This window comes from Kitasatospora sp. NPDC048662 (genome assembly GCF_055587065.1).
Genome location: NZ_JBVJHA010000025.1, coordinates 1 through 15,243, shown reverse-complemented (window position 1 = coordinate 15,243; position 15,243 = coordinate 1). Strand labels below are relative to the sequence as shown.

The following is a 15,243-nucleotide window of genomic DNA, read 5'->3' as shown; positions in this document are numbered from 1 at the left end:
GTCGCCACGAAGTACGGCGAGAGCGGATATCGCGGCAAGTAGGGCGAACACTTCCCCCGCACCGAGCTCGAAGCCCTCAGGTCGCTCTGGCGCACGCACCGGTCCGACCCGGCAGCCTGACCCCCCCGAACCCGTTGACCATCGGCGCTGCCTCGCACAGGTTGAGCGGAACATGTGCGCTTTGGCGATGCCGACGTTCGTGGTCAAGATGGTGCTCGACTTCAGATACCGCTGGTTGATCACCTGGAACAGCGCGGACGCGCCGTCCTCGGGCAGCGGGAGGTAGCCGAGCTCGTCCACGATCAGCAGCTTCGGGCCGGCGAAGAAGTTCATGCAGGTCTTCCACCGGCCTTCCAGCGCGGCCTTGTGGCAGCGGGCGGCGAGGTCGGCGGCGGTGGTGAAGTAGACGCGGTGGCCGGCCTCGACGGCGGCCCGGCCGAGCGCGACCGACAGCATCGTCTTGCCGACGCCGGGCGGGCCGACGAACAGCACGTTGCTCGCGTCGTCCAGGAACCGCAGGGTCGCAAGGTCCCGGATCAGCTTCTCGTCGACGCCGGGCTGTGCGGCGAAGTCGAAGTCCGCGAGCGACCAGGGCTCGGGCAGACAGACGAACCGCTCCCGGGCGGCCAGGCGTCGGGCCTCGGTCGCCTCGACCTCGATCTCCAGCAGCCGCTCCAGCGCGGCGGTCATCGACATCCGCTCGGTGCGGGCCTGGTCCAGCACCCGGTTGAGCGCCTCGGCGGCGTAGTCCACCACGCCCTTGCGGTTGCCGCGCCGCGGCGGGCAGATGTCGACGCCGACGCCGTAGTACTTCGCGACCGCGGCGAACGCCGGCAGCACCCGGCCGCTCGGCGGGTGGCAGACGGTGGCCATCCGGTCGAAGCGCCAGCGCCGGGCCGTGCCGCCGAGTTTGCGCACCACCTTGTCCAGGGCCTGCACCGGGTGCGGGAAGTCCTCGGCCTCCGCGAGCACCGCCCGCCAGCGGCCCGAGTGCGCGAGCGCCCCGACCAGCAGGTGGGCGTGCGAGCCGACGCCCCAGGCCGCGGGCGGGTCGGGCAGCTCCAGCCAGTCGAACTGGATCTCCTCGCCCGGCGGGTGCGCGATCACCGCGACGTCCCGGCCGGTCGCGGCCTTGCAGGGCTCGCAGTGCGGGCGGACTTGGTGGCGGCGAAGGGCCCGGGTGAACGTCGAGTAGGCGCCCCGGTAGCCGAGTTCACAGACCTCGTCGAACAGCGCCGACGCCCACAAATGCGGGTCGTCCGCCAGGCGTTGGCGACAGTAGTCCATGAACGGCACGAAGGCGTCCGGGAGTTGGGCCCGGTGCTCGGGCACGCGCTCCCCGTTCAGGTAGGCCCTGATCGTCTTGCGGTCGCGGCCCAGGTGCCGGGCGATAGCCGAGATGGACCAGCCCTGCCGACGCAGCGCGTGAGCGTCCACGTCTTCCTCCCGCGTCAGCATCAGGGCCCCCGAACAGGCCGAACTCGTTGCGAACGCAGACTTTCCAACCGGACACGAACCAACCGGACACGCCGGACAACACCACCCGAAGGGTGGGGAGGTCCACTGAGCAGGTTTGACCGTCCGGCCGAGCATGGAGCGCGCAGGGCGCAGCTCCGGCTGCCCTCCTTGCGCAACCTTCCGATATGTTCTCCCGGACTTGCAGTCGGAGGACGGTGCGCTCGGCACCCAGATTCCTAATTAGGGAGACAAGCAGTGACCTCGGCCCTGGTAAGGGAGATAGCCGACCTGGTCGGATGGGATCGCGCTAGAACGGCAGACATCGACTGGGCGCCAGCCGAGCAGACCCTGGGGCTGAGAATTCCCGGATCATTCAAAGAAATTGCGGAAGTGTTCGGTCCCGGCGAGTTCAGTCAGTACCTGTTCGTCTCCGGCTCGGGAGACGAACATGCCAGCGAGTCCCTGGTGCGCGAGGTGGCCCTTTGGTCAGAGCCCACCATCAGCGCAGACCTCATGCGCCCATACCTGCCGCGTCCCGCAGCCGGAGGACTGGTGGCATGGGGGCGCACCTGCCAAGCCGACACATTTTTCTGGCTCCCCGACTCTGACGACCCGGACTCCTGGCCGATCCTCGCATTGGAGGAAGACTTCGCCGGTTGGCACAGATTCGATATGACCGTGTCGGAATTCATCCTCAAAGTTATCGGCCCCAGCGATCGTCCCTCCGTCCTTTCAGCCATTGAATCGTTGACAGGGGCGTTGCAGTCGATCAACTTGGCCAGTCTTACGAACATGATTGCGAGCCTGCCACCCTTCCGGGCCTGCGGCGAACCCGCGCCGCTCCACCGAAGGTGGGGAACCAAGGTGAGCAGGTCCGGCCACCCCCAGAGCACAGGGTGGGGAAATTCAAAGAGCGCCATCACGGGAGCCGGACGACGGCGTGAACAGCCCGGCGCCACGCTGCCTCGTCACGGCGACCGGATCGACCGAAGGCGCGAGGGAGACCTACCTGGCGCTGCATGCCGAGGCGGTGGACATGAGCGGCTACGAGGAGAAGTGCCGCAACTTCGCGGACCTGGCCGTGCCCGTGCTGCTGTCGCGCCCGCTGACGCTGCGCCAGATCCGGGACGCGCACTTCAACCCCGAGGTGGTGATGCCGCGCACCCGCGGGCAGCTCCTGGCCCTGATCGGCGACCGGTACAAAGCCGGCTGGCTGGACCTGGCGGTGCGCATCGTGCTGGAGGACCTGGGCGGGGACCTGCCGGACGCGCGGTGGGCGGTGTTCACCCGGGCCCGGCACCACTGGCTGGAGCTGTTCGCCCACTGGCGGGAGCGGCGGGGCTGCCCTTCGCCGGCCTGAGAGGTGAGCACGCCCGGGGTGCGGGGCGGCGCCGTACACGGGCTTCCTGCCGCCGGGCTTCCGAAGCGAGCAGGGCCGCACCGGGCTGTCTCCGGTGCGGCCCCGAGCGGGTCTGCCGTGCCGTGGGCCGTGCCGCGGCGTCGTGTCGGCCGGCCTACAGCTGCTTGAGGGCCTCGTCGGTCGTGGCGGCCTGGACGAAGGCGTTGATGTCGAGGCCTTCGGGGAGCGGTTCCTGGCTGCCGCCGCCCCAGATGATGTTCGAGGCCAGCCAGCCGGCGGTGAAGCTCGTCGGAATCTCGAACTGCCCGCGGGCGCTGAAGGCGATCACGCCGTAGGTGACGGAGGCGGTCTCCGGGTGGTGGGCGAGCAGCCACCGCAGCGTGGAGGCGAGGTTCACCGAGGCGTCGGGGGCGATGATCCGCGCCCTGTCGTAGGTGGCTTCCCCCTGCGCCCAGCGGCCCCGGGCATCGGTGGTGATCTCGTCCGTCAGGGAGAGGATCGCGGCGTCCTGGACGAGCTCGCGCAGCATCTCCCTGGGGATCTCGACGGTCTCCTGGTCGAAGAAAGAGTGCGCGAAGTGGCGGCCGATCATGTGCTTCTCCGATCTCGTTGTCTGGTGGTGCGGGGTTCAGTCGCGCTTCCAGGCCGCGGTGAACTCCTCGGCCTCTTCCGGGGTGCGGGGGAAGCGTTCGGCCACGACGGCCTTGAAGGCGGCAGCTTCGGCGGCCTGGATCCAGAGTTCGCCGAGCCGCAGCGCGTTCGCGGAGAAGAACTCCAGGCGCTCGCCGATCAGGCGGGCCACGTCGACCCGCTGTTCGGCGGTGAGCTCGGTCAGGCCCGCCAGGAGGCGGCCGGCGAGCGCGGTCTCGACCGAGCGCATCAGCGTCAGCTTCACTCCTTGGGGCAGGTTGCCCGGGTGCAGGTCGAGGGAGTCCGACGCCTTGTGGATCGCCCACCAGAACTCCGAGTCGTCGGGTCCGGGGAGCACGTTCAGCAGCGCCAGGAGTTCCTGGTTGGCCGCGTACACGGTGGGCCTGGCGGACACCAGGGCCGCGATGTCGCCGATCCGCTCGACATCCAGTCGGCCGGCCTCCAGGTCGGGCGGGCAGTTGAGGTTCTTCTTGACGGCCGCCGCGCGCAGCTCGTCGCCCTCGTCGACGTACCTGGTCAGCATGGGAGCCCCTTCCTCAGTGGTGTGTGATCGCGGTGGTCATCACGCCTGGTGTGCGGGTGATCACGCGATCCGGCCCAGGATGGCAGCGCTGCGGTGATGTTGGCGGCGGTTCGTGCAAAGCCGTCTTGTTTGCGATCGTCCGGGGTCGAGGAGCGGACCCGCCCTCCGCCGACCACGCTGGTAGGACTTACTCGAAAGACATGGACAGTGTCGCAGGGGAGGCGTAGTCTCCTAGCTCTTCTAGCTAGTTCGATAGGCGTGGAGTTTGTGGGTGTGTTCGTGACGACGGGTCAGGCCGGGACGGCGTTGGGGTGTTCGATCCCGACGGTGAAGAAGCTGATGGCCACCGGCGTGGTCCCCGGCGTACGCGAGCAGGGTCGGCAGGTGTTCCCGCTGGCCGCTCTCCAGCAGTTGCAGGTCCGGCCCGTCGCCGACCTGACCGCGCTCGGCACCGGAGAAGTGGCGGTACTGCGCGTGGCCGCCCCGGTGCGGGTCGAGGAGCCGGACCGGGAGTGGATCGGCTTCGGCACCGGCCTGGACCAGGCGCAGCTGCTGGCCGCGTTGTCCGGCTGGTGGCGGTGTGACCCGGCCCGGGTCGCGGCCGGCGGCGTGTTGCCGGTGACGGTCGCCGGGTTCGTGGTCGCGGTGCTGACCGGCCTGGCCGAGTGGGAGTCCGACGGCACGGTCGGCACCACGGGCCGCTACCGCTTCACCAAGGCGCGCTTGGCCGGCAACCTGACCGACCTCACCGCTCCCGTGAACGCCGCCGACGTGGCCGACCCTGAGGACGCCCGCCTGGCGGGCCTGCTGCTCGGCACCCGCCTGCCGTCGGTCTCCAGTGGCCCGATCGCCTACGTCACCACCAACCCGACCACCGCCGACCAGCCCGCCACCGAGGGGGAGTGACCTGCTGATGGACCGTAAGACGTACACCGCCGAGCTCGCCGGTCTGCGCGAGCTGCGCACCGAGATCACGGCCGCCGAGAAGACCGTCGCTGCCGCGCAGAAGGAGCTGGACAGGCTCACCGCCCGGCGTGCGCGCCGGGTGGCCGGGCTCGCGGGGTACGAGGGCGCCCAGGCCGCGGCGGTCGCGAAGGCCTCCGGGTTGTCGGTCGGTGACGTGGTGCGGCTCGCGCCGCTGTTGGACCCGACCCCGGCCGCCGTCCGCGCCGCCAAGACCGACGACCAGGCCGCCGCGCCCGCCCTGGCTCCGGATGCCGAGCCGGTCGACAAGCCGGCCGTCGCGGTCGCCCCGGCGCAGACCCGTCCCGCCGTTCCGGCAGTCGAGGGGCCGGTCGAGGCCGGGGAGCAGGCCGTCGTGGAGCAGCCCCCGGCCGTCCCGGTGACCGGGGTGCCGGCCGTGGCCGGGGGCCAGGTCGTCGAGCATCCCGTCCCGGCCGCGCCTGCTGTCGCTGCGCCGGTCGCTTCGGTCGCGGCCCCGGCGCGTTCGGTGGCCGAGGCTGGTCCGCGTGAGCTGCCCACCCTCCCGGAGGGCCCGGCGGGCGCGCGGTTCGAGGCCGTGACGACCGGGCTGGTGTCCAAGCGCCCGAACTTCGTTCAGCAGGCCCGCAGCACCGTGTTCCTGGACGCCGCGACCGGCGACCTCGCGGTGCGGGACCGCGTGGTGCGCCTGGCCCTCGGCACCCGTACGCCCGGGGAGATCCTGGACGCGGTGCTGGCCGCCGCCCCGGGCACGGAGCGGATCTACATCACCGCCGGCGCCCCGTGGCACGACGGCGCCGAGCGGTACTCCACCCTCAAGGACGCGGTCGCGGCCTGGCTGAACACCCCGAGCGAGCGGTGGACCACCGCCGTCGGCTCCGGCCGGGACAAACTCGCCGGGCACTTCGTCCACCAGCGCCAGCCGGTCGGCCGCTACGCCCCCGCCGCCGCCCCCGACATGGCCACCACCGAGATCCGTTCCATGGGGGAGTGGTTCGATCCGGACGGCGCGGATGTCGTGACCTGCCGTCAGGCGTTCACGCTGCTGTGGCAGGCGCTGCGCCGGCACTGGGACGACGCGGTGCTGATGGGCTCGCCGTCGCAGACGGGCCGGGACCTGTGGTCGCGCACGATCCCGACCACGGGCAAGTGGGCGGGTGGTTACCCGGTCCTGTCGGAGGAGCTGCGGGGTCTGCTGCACGCGACCGGTGGTCAGGGCCGTACCGAGCTGTTCCTGCCGCCGCGGGTGCCGGAGCAGCTGCCCGCGCTGGTGGAGTACGACCGCACCTTCGCCTACGCCAAGCATCTGTGGAAGTCCCCGGTGGGCACGCCGCGCCGGATCACCGCCGCCGCGTTCGCCGCGATGACGGAGGCGGAGCAGGTCAAGGCGCTGATGTCCTGTTCGCACTGGAACGTGCGGGTGACCGTCCCGGCCGGGTGGAACCACGTCGGCCTACTCCCGGCTCCGGTGACCGGGGACCGGGCCTGGGTCTACCCCTCGGAGCCGGGGGCGACGTTCACGACGTGGGCGGGCGGCGCTGAGGTCCACCTCGTGCTGTCCAACCACCTGATGCCGTGGAAGGTCGAGATCCTGGGCGGCCTGTTGTTCGAGGACGGAAAGCCGCTGGACGAGTGGGGCAAGCGCCTCAAGGCGGCCTGGGCGGACCTGACCAACCTGTCGAAGCTGCACGGCGACGAGCGCCAGCGGCAGGCGGCCTACCTCGCCTCCCGTGCCGTCCGCAGCGTGCTGCTGTTCGGCCTCGGCGGCTTCGCGCAGCGCCCGCGCCTGGTCTCCGGCACTACCCCGGTCGGCGAGGCGCTCCCGGCCGGGGTGGAGATCCTCGGCCAGGACGGCGAGGTGGTGACGTGGCAGCGGCAGGCCGGATTCTCCCGCGACCCGTACGCGCACCCGGAGTGGGCGGCCTATGTGTGGTCGGGGGCGCGGGCGGCGCTGCTGGACATGAAGTACCGCCAGGGCAAGGAGGTCATCGGCTACGCCGGCGCCCTCCACGCCAAGCCCGGGACGGTCGTCTACTTCGGCACGGACGGCATCGCTCTGACGGAGCGCCAGCCGTGGCCCTACCGGGGCGAGCCGGGTGACTACCTCCTCAAGGGCCACCTGACCGGCCCGGTCGAGCACCCCACCACGCAGGAGCAGTACCTGAAGCTGCGCGGCCTGGGCCGTGCCGACCTCGCCGCCGGAGGTGACCAGTGAGTCCGGCCGACCCGCACAACCCGAACGAGGCTGCCCGCCTGACCCAGGAGTTGCTGGACCAGGGCTACACCAAGCGCCAGGTCGCCAAGATGCTCGGCCGCGACGCCAGCCTGGTCAGCCAGTTCTTCACCAAGGGCAAGGGCGCGAGCATGGTCAACGCGCTGCGCCAGGTGGTCCGCGCGGTGCGCGGCGGCGAGCGTGACGAGGAGGCGTTGTCCGGGATCGCGGAGGCGAACACCAGCCGCCGCCGGACCAAGACCGGGCAGAAGGCCCGGGTGCGGGGCAAGGACACGGTCGGCGAGGCGGGCGGGTCGATGGCCGGCCGGGCGGGCAAGCAGGCCATCAAGTCCGGCGCGAGCCACCTCGCCCCGGTGGTCCACGAGACCGGCCAGGCCGGAGGCCGCCTGGCCTTCACGGTCCGGATGAAGGCCGACCAGTACGTCTACAGCGCGGGCTCGGAGAAGGACTCCGGCGGAGTGCGCCGCGGCTTCATCCCCCGCGCGGACGGCACCGAGGAGCGCACCTACGGATCCGCCTCCACCGGCGGCTTCGACGCGGCCGAGTGGTCTCAGCGCGTTGCGGACCACCACGGCGACGTGACCGAGGCGATGCGGGAGTGGCTGGTGGAGACCGGCCGCGCCGTCGAGGACGCCGACATCGCCTACCTCGAGGTCAGAGGTTGGATCCCCGAGGACCAGCAGTAGTCCGGTCGGCCTCTTGTGGCTGAGCGCTTCAGTTGGCCAGTTGAGCGTCTGGCGTTGTTCCTGGTCAGCGGGTTGTGAAGCTCCAAGGGCCATTCCGCGGGGAGTGGCCTTGGAGCATCGTCGCTGGTCAGTGGCTTGGCTCAACTGGCCAACTGAAGCGCTCAGCCACACCTCCGCCCTGACCCTTCCACAGCACCGCCCGCGCCGCCCCGCCGTCTCAGCATCCGAAGGAGAGCACCGCCGTGGAGACCACCACCGCCACCGAGGCCGACGTGCCGACCGCGTTCCGCGCCGCAGCCGGGCAGCCGGTCCCGGCGCAGTCGTCCGGCACCGCCGTGGTGAACCCGCTGCCGCTGCACTGGTTTCAGAAGGACGCGGTGGCGGCCGCGGTGCGCGAGGTGAAGGCCGGCGGCCGCGCCACGGTGGTCGCCGCGACCGGCTCCGGCAAGACGCTGATCGCGGCTGGCTGCGCCCGGCGCGTGGCGGCGAAGGGCCGGGTGCTGGTGCTGGTGCCGACGATCGAGCTGCTGGAGCAGACCGCCGAAGCGTGGTCGCTGCGGGGCGGGCGCCGAGGGCTGGCTGTCGCGGCCTGTTCGCGGGATGAGGCGCTGGAGAGTGCGGAGGCCGGCGGCCGCGTCCACGCCCAGGTCACCACCCAGGCCCCGCGGATCGCCGACCTGGTCGCCGAGGAGAAGGCCGGCGAGCCGGTCACCGTGTACGCCACCTACGCGAGCCTTGAGCGGATCGTGGCGGCCCACCGTGACTTCGGCCTGCCGACGTGGGACCTGGTCGTGATCGACGAGGCCCACCGGACCGCCGGCGCCGAAGGCAAGGCGTGGGCCGCGGTTCATGCCGACGCGCAGGTCCCCGCCCTCCGTCGGCTGTACTTCACCGCGACGCCGCGGATCGCGGACGACCGGCGGGCGAAGGACGGCCTCGCCGACCTCGCCGACCTCGCCGACACCGAAGGCGCCGAGAAGCTGCCCGCGCTCTGCTCGATGGACGACGAGACGGTCTACGGCAAGACCGTCTACACCTGGTCGCTCGGCCAGGGCATCGAGCACGGCTACCTCGCCGACTACCGGGTGCTCGTGCCGGTGGTGACGGACGAGGACCTGCACGAACTGCTCAACCTCCCCGCCGTCGCCGACCTGCGTTCCCAACGCAGCAACGAGGAGCTGCTGCGCCTGGCCCTGCAGATCGCCACGGCGCGCGCGATCGCGGACCTCGGCCTGCGCAGGATCATCTCGTTCCACTCGCGGGTCTCGTCGGGACGCGGGTTCGCCGCCACTTTCCACGACGCCCTCGACCTTCTGCCCGACGCGGAGCGCCCGGAGCGCGTCACGGCACTGTCCGTGGCCGGCACCGACCGACTGCGCGACCGGCGCCGAACGTTCGCGGAGTTCCGGGCCACCACCGGCGACCGGCCCGGCGAAGAAGGCGAGGAGTGCTGCATCCTCTGCAACGCCAGACTCCTGACCGAAGGCATCGACCTGATCGTCGACGCGATCGTCTTCGCCGACCCCAAGAGCTCGATCATCGACATCGTCCAGGCCATCGGCCGCGCGCTGCGCCAGTCCTACCGCCAGGGCAAGATCGCGTGGATCATCATCCCGGTCTACCTCCCCTCGCCGAACACCAGCGACGCCGACCAGGCAGCCGCCGACCCGGCCGACGTCCGCGACGCTGACGGGGCCGTGAAGGCGGAGGCCGACGCGGAGATCGAGGCTTCCTCGTTCCGCATGATCTGGCGCGTGCTGCGTGCCCTCGCGGCGCATGACGCCCGGGTGGTCGGCCGGATCACCGAACTGCGCGCCGGCCGCTCGCAGGGCACCGCGCACACCACCGCGGCCAAGCCCGCCGAGGGCGAGGCGGCCGAGGACGGGGAAGGCGGGCAGCAGCCGGCCCCGGTGGAGTCGCCGATCGAGTGGCTCAAGATCAACGCCCGCCATCACGCCGCCCGGATCCTGCAGACCGTCAAGCTGCGGGCGTTCAATCCGCGCGCGGTCGAGTGGCAGCGCATGCACGCCGTCGCCACCGCGTTCCACATCGAGCACGGCCACCTCGACCCCACCGACAAGACCAAGCACGCCGAGCTGATCTCCTGGCTCACCCGCCAGCGCCACCTCAACGGCCAGGGCCTGCTCGATGCGGCCCGCGTTTCGGAGCTGGACGCACTCGGCATGATCTGGTCGAAGAACGCGAACGCCTGGGAACGCGGTGCCGCCTACGCCGCCGCGTTCCACCACCAGCACGGCCACCTGGCGATCCCGGCGACCGCGAAGCTGGACGACTACGCGGTGGGCGCGTGGATGCGCCGCCAGCGCAAGGCCGACAACCTCACTGGCGACCAGGTGGCCAAGCTCGACGGCCTGGACGAGCTGTGGCGGCTGGAGCCGGACTGGAACCGCTCCTACCGCCGCCTGCTCGCCTACCTCGCCACCGGCGGAACCCTCGACGGCCCAGCCAACCGCACCGGCGGCGAGGCGGACCCGACCTTCCGCCCCGGCACCTGGCTGCGCAAGCAGGACAAGGCCCGCACCGAGGGCAAGCTGACCGACCACCAGACCGCGCTCCTGGACGCCCTCACCCGGCACACCGAGACCGTCACCGGCTGACCCGCCCCGCACGACCCCGCCGTCCCGGCCAACCCCGGGCCGGGACGGCTGTCCGTACCCCGCTCCCGACTTCGGAGGCACCGCGCGATGACCGACACCACTTGCCCCGACCCCGCCGCTCCCGGACGGCTGGAGCTGGCCCCATGCAGCAGCCGGCCCGCGCCCGCGGACCGGGACCTGGGCCGCCCGATCCTCGACTCCCCGCTGGTGCGCGGCGATGTGGCTGCGCTGGACCGGCCACGACGGCATCCGCACCCTCCACCAGGGCGCCGGCCTGGCCCGCGGCTGGACCGAGTGCGACGTCGACGGCCTGGACGGCTGGGTGGCCCTGGTCGACGGCCGGATCGTCCTCAGCACCCAGCCGGGCACCCTGCCGGAGCCCATCGCCCACGCCGAGGCGTGGGAGGCCGGCGCGACGCTGCACGCCGCCCTCGCCCAACACCCCACCCGCACCCCCTTCACCCAGGGCGAGGACGAGGACCAGGACCAGGAGCACGGTCTGCTCGGCGATGTTCCCGGCCGGGTCCGCCGCCGGGCGGCCGGAATGACCCTGGAGAACCTCCAACAGGCCCTGGAACAGGCCCGGTTCGAGGAACGCTGCGCCGACCGGTACGCCGACGCCGTAGACGAGACCGCCTACGCCACCGCGGCCGACACCTTGGCCGAGTGGCAGCGCGTACGCGACCACACCGCCGAGACCCGCGCCGACGCTACAACCCCGGCCACGACACCGCCCTCCAGCACGCACTGCGCCGTGAACACCACCGCCAAAACGTCGCCGAATGCGCCCGCGAGGCAGCCCACCAGGCCCGCCAGAGGTCCGACGCCGCCCACCGCCGCCTCGCCGGCACCGCCGCCCAGCCCCTCTGCACCGCCCTCGAACGCGCCGGCCTCCACCCGCTCACCGACGACGACAACCAGGCCGTCCGCGACCTCACCCACCACCTCGACACCGCCACTCTGCGCCAGGTTATGGGCCGGCTGGAGCGCACCCGCGCTGCGGCCCTCGCACCGCGCAGCGCCGAGCCGGCCCCGCCCGCCCGGCCCGCCGTGCGGCGAAGCTGGTTCTGACGGACCGTTCCCTGGTGAAAGGTGTTGACCTCGCCGTTCGGCGGGCATTGGATGGGCGCTCCCGGCTTGGGCACCATCCTCGACCTGTAGGAGGCAGACGGTGAAGGTCACCCCGCGCGTCCGGCCGGACGGCACAACCCAAGCGATCCGCTGCCGTCTGCGGCCCAGCCCGCACGCGGTTGGCCAGCCACGGCAGCCCCGGGATCAGGAAGGACCAGCACCATGGGGTACATCGCCCCGCTTCCGTCGGCGCCAGCGGTCACCAACCGGGAGGTGTTCGAGGTGCTCTGCCTGGTCGATCGGCGACGCGCTCTACCAGCTCTACCCCGCCTTTACCGGCGCCTCGCCATGTCCTTGGTACAGAGCTTCCAGGCCCGAGCGGGCGGACCGACAGCAGAGCGACGCCGGTGACCAGGGCCAGGTCGGAGCGTTGGTGCGGTCGGCTCTATACAGCCGGCCGCCTCGCCTTCAGAGCATGTCCTCCCGGATGCGCGGGTCGTGGTCCATGAACTCCTGCTTGGTGTGCAGCACACGGACGGGGGCGAACCTGTCCAGTGCTGCGAGGAAATGATCGTGGTGCGTGTAGGCCGTGGCTGTGTGGGCGAGGGAGCGGTAGCCGAGCTTGTACAGGTCACGCGTAAGCAAATGGCTCTTGGGCAAGTCCATCGCGGGGGCCCCTGGTCGTGGGCGGACAACCAGAAGGCTGTACCACCCCACCTCCTTCGGGCGCAGGCCCATGATAGGCAGGGCTCCTATGTGAGAGATGTCCTTCCACGCTATGCGTACGGTGTCGGTGCGGTTGCGGTAGCGCAGGTGCGTGGTGACGGCCGAGCGGTCGATGACCAGTTCCGCGTCCTTCAGTCTGAACGGCGCGGCCGCTGCCGCGACTGTCAGCGCGGTGGCAGCGGCCGCGGCAGGGAATCCCCACATCCACCTCATGTCGTTGGCCAGTGCTGATACCAGGAGCGCCGGTGTAGAAAACATGAGGATCGTCGCTCCGGCCATCCGCCACAGGGTGCCCCGCCTCTTGCGCACCGCGATCGGGGAATTGCGGTGGAATCTCTCTCGGTCCGGATCGTCGAAGCCCTGGTCGTCGGCGTACGGCGTCTCGGACTCCATTCGGCCGCGGGTCAGTGACAGGGCCGCGGCGGTGTCGGTCGCGCGCTGCCGGGGGCGTGGCAGGCCGCAGGAGGCGAGGTCCGCTGCTATGGCGCGGTAGATCCCGTCGAGACTGAGGGGCTCCACGCTGTCCAGCGCCGCCAGCAGCGCCCCGGTGAACGCGGTGTATCGCTCCCCGGCCGGCGCGTAGGACGGCGTGGTCGCGCTGGTGGATGTCATCGTGTAGGTGCCCGCGATGGACAACTGGCCGTCCACCACACCCTCCTCACTGGCCATCACGTCGATGGCGCGGCCGGAGAAGCAGCAGTCCAGGATCAGGACCCGGGCCGCTGCGCCGCTGGCGCCGAGGTCCTCGCGCAGCAGGTCGACAGCCAGCGCGCTGTACTTCGGCGCGCTGGCCCGCGTGGCACTCGTTGCCAGGTACAGCCGGCCCCGGTCGTCCACCAGACCATGCCCGGCGTAGTAGACCAGCAGCATGTCCGAGGCCTCCATGGCGGCCCGGCCCACCGCGCGGCCGATGTCCGCGACCGACGCCAACGGATCGACTACCGTGCAGTTCCCCGCCTTCAGCACCCCCGTCCGGGCATCTGTCAGGCGCCGCCGCAGACCCGCCACGTTCTCCCGCACCGTCGGCAGATCAGCAAGCCCGGGCGCCTCTGGGAAACGGTCCACCCCGATCAGCACGGCACGCGACCGCCCAGGATCCGGGAAACGACTCATCCCTGTTCCCCCGGCCCATCCACCAGCCGGCCGATCTCCCGCATCAGATCCGGCAACCCATCCCCGGCCACCCGCGCGTCGATCTCCACACGGCGCCCGTCCCGACCCGTGAGAATCACCTTCACCTCCGTGCGGCGCTGGCTGAACCAGGCGGACAGGGAACTGGCGAGCACCGCCCCGGCGCCACCTGATCCCAACGCGACGGTGAGCACATCGAGCAGAGCGCCCATTTCCCCGGCGCCCGCGTCACGGGAAGCCTCCAGACGCAGCCGCCCCCGCAATCCGTCATCCAGCCTCAGCCAGTCGAACAGCGACTGCAGCGTGCCGTCGCGGTCGTCGGCCACTGTGATTCTCAGGAGCTGTGTTCCCGTACCCGCTGTGAGGTCCATGGTGACTATCGTGCCAGCCGCCTGACGGCCGGTCAGCAGTTGCACCGGGCCGGCTTCCGGATCGCCGGGGAACACGCTCTGCCGCCGCCCGGCGGGCTTCACGCCTTCGGTACGTGGGCGATCTCGCAGTGGATGCCGGGGGCCATTTTTGGAGTTGGTGGTCTGCAGCGGGCACACACATTCAACTTCAGTAGCATCCCGAACCAACCCGCTCCGGCCGACCCCGCCCCGACAACCCGGTGCGCTCCCGATCACACTCCCGATGCTGCTCCCCCATCCCGGCCGAGCCCGCCGCGTTTGCCCAGGTCGAAGGGTTGGCGGAGACGGCTGGGAATTCTGACATCCCGGTCTGCGCCCCTTCTGTCTGTGGTGATGGGTGGGTGTCGGTGGTGCTGGACGGGACCGGCGGTGCTGTGCGTAGCCCGCCCCGGTGCCTGGCTGGGACGGCGACGGCCAGCCTGCCGGGCAGGGCTGCGGCGGACTGCCAACGGCTCCTGACGGCCCGCCTGGCGTCCTGTCCGGCAGGCCGTTCGACGCTTGGGTCTGACGCCGTCACCCCGTCCCGGCCACCGCTGCGCGGGGCTTCACCTCTGAGGTTGCCTGGCCAGGCCGGGACGGGGCGGCCGGGCACGGCCGCCGGTGGCACGGGACCGGTATTGCGAGTCTGCCGGTACGCATCGAGCAGGACCTTGTTCCAGAACATGACGTGATCGGTAGGCCCGGACGCGGCCACGGCCTTTCTTGGCGGCACGAATACGGCGGAGCCCGCGACGGTCAGCACCGCGACCGCCGACATACCGACCCGGTGGCGTGTTCGAACAGGTCTCATTTCCCCTGGCATGGAGATATCAGTCGCGCCGGAGCATGCGCCGGGGTTCGGTCGGGAACGCTCGCCGGCCGAACCTGACTCCTGCGGCGCCCGCCTGATGGGGTGTAGCGAGATGCCAGACACATGAATCGAACGCGTTCATGACAGAAAGGCTAGCGGTTCGCCGGGCCGGACGAGGCGTTCGGACTGACTTTCCCGGGAGGAGGTCGTGCAAGCGGTCCTCAGGCTTCTGGTTACTACGGGACAGCCCATGAGGGTGCGGGAGATCATCAGGCCATCGGGTGCCGGCAAAGAAGGCCGGGCGCCGACTTCCTGCGCCGGCGTCAGCGTCGGCGGCGGTCGAGCACCCGATGAGAGCGGCAAGGTCGGCGGCGCCGGCCGGGTCGTCAGCCCGGCCGCCCCCGCTGGCCTACCAGACGGGGACCCTGGGGCCCTCACCGACGACCCTGACCGCCCCGGTGCCGCCGGCTGGCACTGGGGAACGCAGTGCCAGCCCCCCCCACACGATGGCGCATCCTCAGCGCGCGCCGTCTCATCTCACTGGCGCGCCCGTGCGCAGCTCGGTCAGCTCACGGTCGTAGTAGCCGGCGGCGTCGGACAGGGTGGTGCGGGAGTACGGGCCCTCGCACACGAACCACGCGGTC

The 15,243-nt window shown here is 71.3% G+C and carries 11 protein-coding genes; 6 read left to right on the top strand and 5 right to left on the bottom strand.

All coding sequences use genetic code 11. The features are described from left to right. Positions 1 to 1,437 (bottom strand): ATP-binding protein (locus ACZ6R9_RS33560; RefSeq protein ID WP_465542550.1); only part of this gene is annotated, 1,437 nt, incomplete at its 3' end. 961 nt (positions 1,438 to 2,398) lie between these two features. On the opposite strand from ACZ6R9_RS33560, the gene ACZ6R9_RS33555 reads away from it, so the two are divergent. Then, positions 2,399 to 2,818 carry a hypothetical protein gene (locus tag ACZ6R9_RS33555; protein ID WP_465542549.1) on the top strand — a complete coding sequence of 140 codons (420 nt, stop codon included), beginning with the start codon at positions 2,399 to 2,401 and terminating at the stop codon, positions 2,816 to 2,818. A gap of 154 nt (positions 2,819 to 2,972) precedes the next feature. Here ACZ6R9_RS33555 and ACZ6R9_RS33550 read toward each other — a convergent pair whose 3' ends face one another. After that, positions 2,973 to 3,410 carry a hypothetical protein gene (locus ACZ6R9_RS33550; protein WP_465542548.1) on the bottom strand — a complete coding sequence of 146 codons (438 nt, stop codon included), beginning with the start codon at positions 3,408 to 3,410 and terminating at the stop codon, positions 2,973 to 2,975. Between the two features lie 36 nt (positions 3,411 to 3,446). Beyond that, positions 3,447 to 3,992, bottom strand: coding sequence for an OTU domain-containing protein (locus tag ACZ6R9_RS33545; RefSeq protein WP_465542546.1), 546 nt, complete (start codon positions 3,990 to 3,992; stop codon positions 3,447 to 3,449). Positions 3,993 to 4,271: 279 nt separating this feature from the next. Here ACZ6R9_RS33545 and ACZ6R9_RS33540 point away from each other — a divergent pair, with 279 nt between their 5' ends. The 5 genes from ACZ6R9_RS33540 to ACZ6R9_RS33520 all read left to right on the top strand — a co-directional run bounded on the left by ACZ6R9_RS33540 (position 4,272) and on the right by ACZ6R9_RS33520 (position 11,570). Further along, positions 4,272 to 4,898, top strand: a complete 627-nt coding sequence (locus ACZ6R9_RS33540; protein ID WP_465542545.1) for a DNA-binding protein — start codon at positions 4,272 to 4,274, stop codon at positions 4,896 to 4,898. Between the two features lie 7 nt (positions 4,899 to 4,905). Then, on the top strand, positions 4,906 to 7,149 hold the full coding sequence (locus tag ACZ6R9_RS33535) for a hypothetical protein (protein WP_465542543.1): 2,244 nt from the start codon (positions 4,906 to 4,908) through the stop codon (positions 7,147 to 7,149). After that, positions 7,146 to 7,853 (top strand): helix-turn-helix domain containing protein, encoded by a 708-nt coding sequence (locus ACZ6R9_RS33530; RefSeq protein ID WP_465542541.1) that lies wholly within the window; start codon positions 7,146 to 7,148, stop codon positions 7,851 to 7,853. Before ACZ6R9_RS33535 ends, ACZ6R9_RS33530 begins: the two co-directional genes overlap by 4 nt. A 242-nt stretch (positions 7,854 to 8,095) precedes the next feature. Continuing rightward, the gene (locus ACZ6R9_RS33525; protein ID WP_465542539.1) at positions 8,096 to 10,471 is read left to right on the top strand and encodes a helicase associated domain-containing protein; all 2,376 of its coding nucleotides are present in this window, start codon (positions 8,096 to 8,098) and stop codon (positions 10,469 to 10,471) included. A 217-nt stretch (positions 10,472 to 10,688) separates the two neighbouring features. Next, positions 10,689 to 11,570: a hypothetical protein gene (locus tag ACZ6R9_RS33520; protein ID WP_465542537.1), complete on the top strand. Its 882-nt coding sequence runs from the start codon at positions 10,689 to 10,691 to the stop codon at positions 11,568 to 11,570. Between the two features lie 440 nt (positions 11,571 to 12,010). Here ACZ6R9_RS33520 and ACZ6R9_RS33515 read toward each other — a convergent pair whose 3' ends face one another. Further along, complete coding sequence (locus ACZ6R9_RS33515; protein ID WP_465542535.1) at positions 12,011 to 13,345, bottom strand: caspase family protein; 1,335 nt, start codon at positions 13,343 to 13,345, stop codon at positions 12,011 to 12,013. Positions 13,346 to 13,377: 32 nt separating this feature from the next. Beyond that, on the bottom strand, positions 13,378 to 13,872 hold the full coding sequence (locus ACZ6R9_RS33510) for an effector-associated constant component EACC1 (protein ID WP_465542533.1): 495 nt from the start codon (positions 13,870 to 13,872) through the stop codon (positions 13,378 to 13,380). Between the last annotated feature and the right edge of the window lie 1,371 nt (positions 13,873 to 15,243).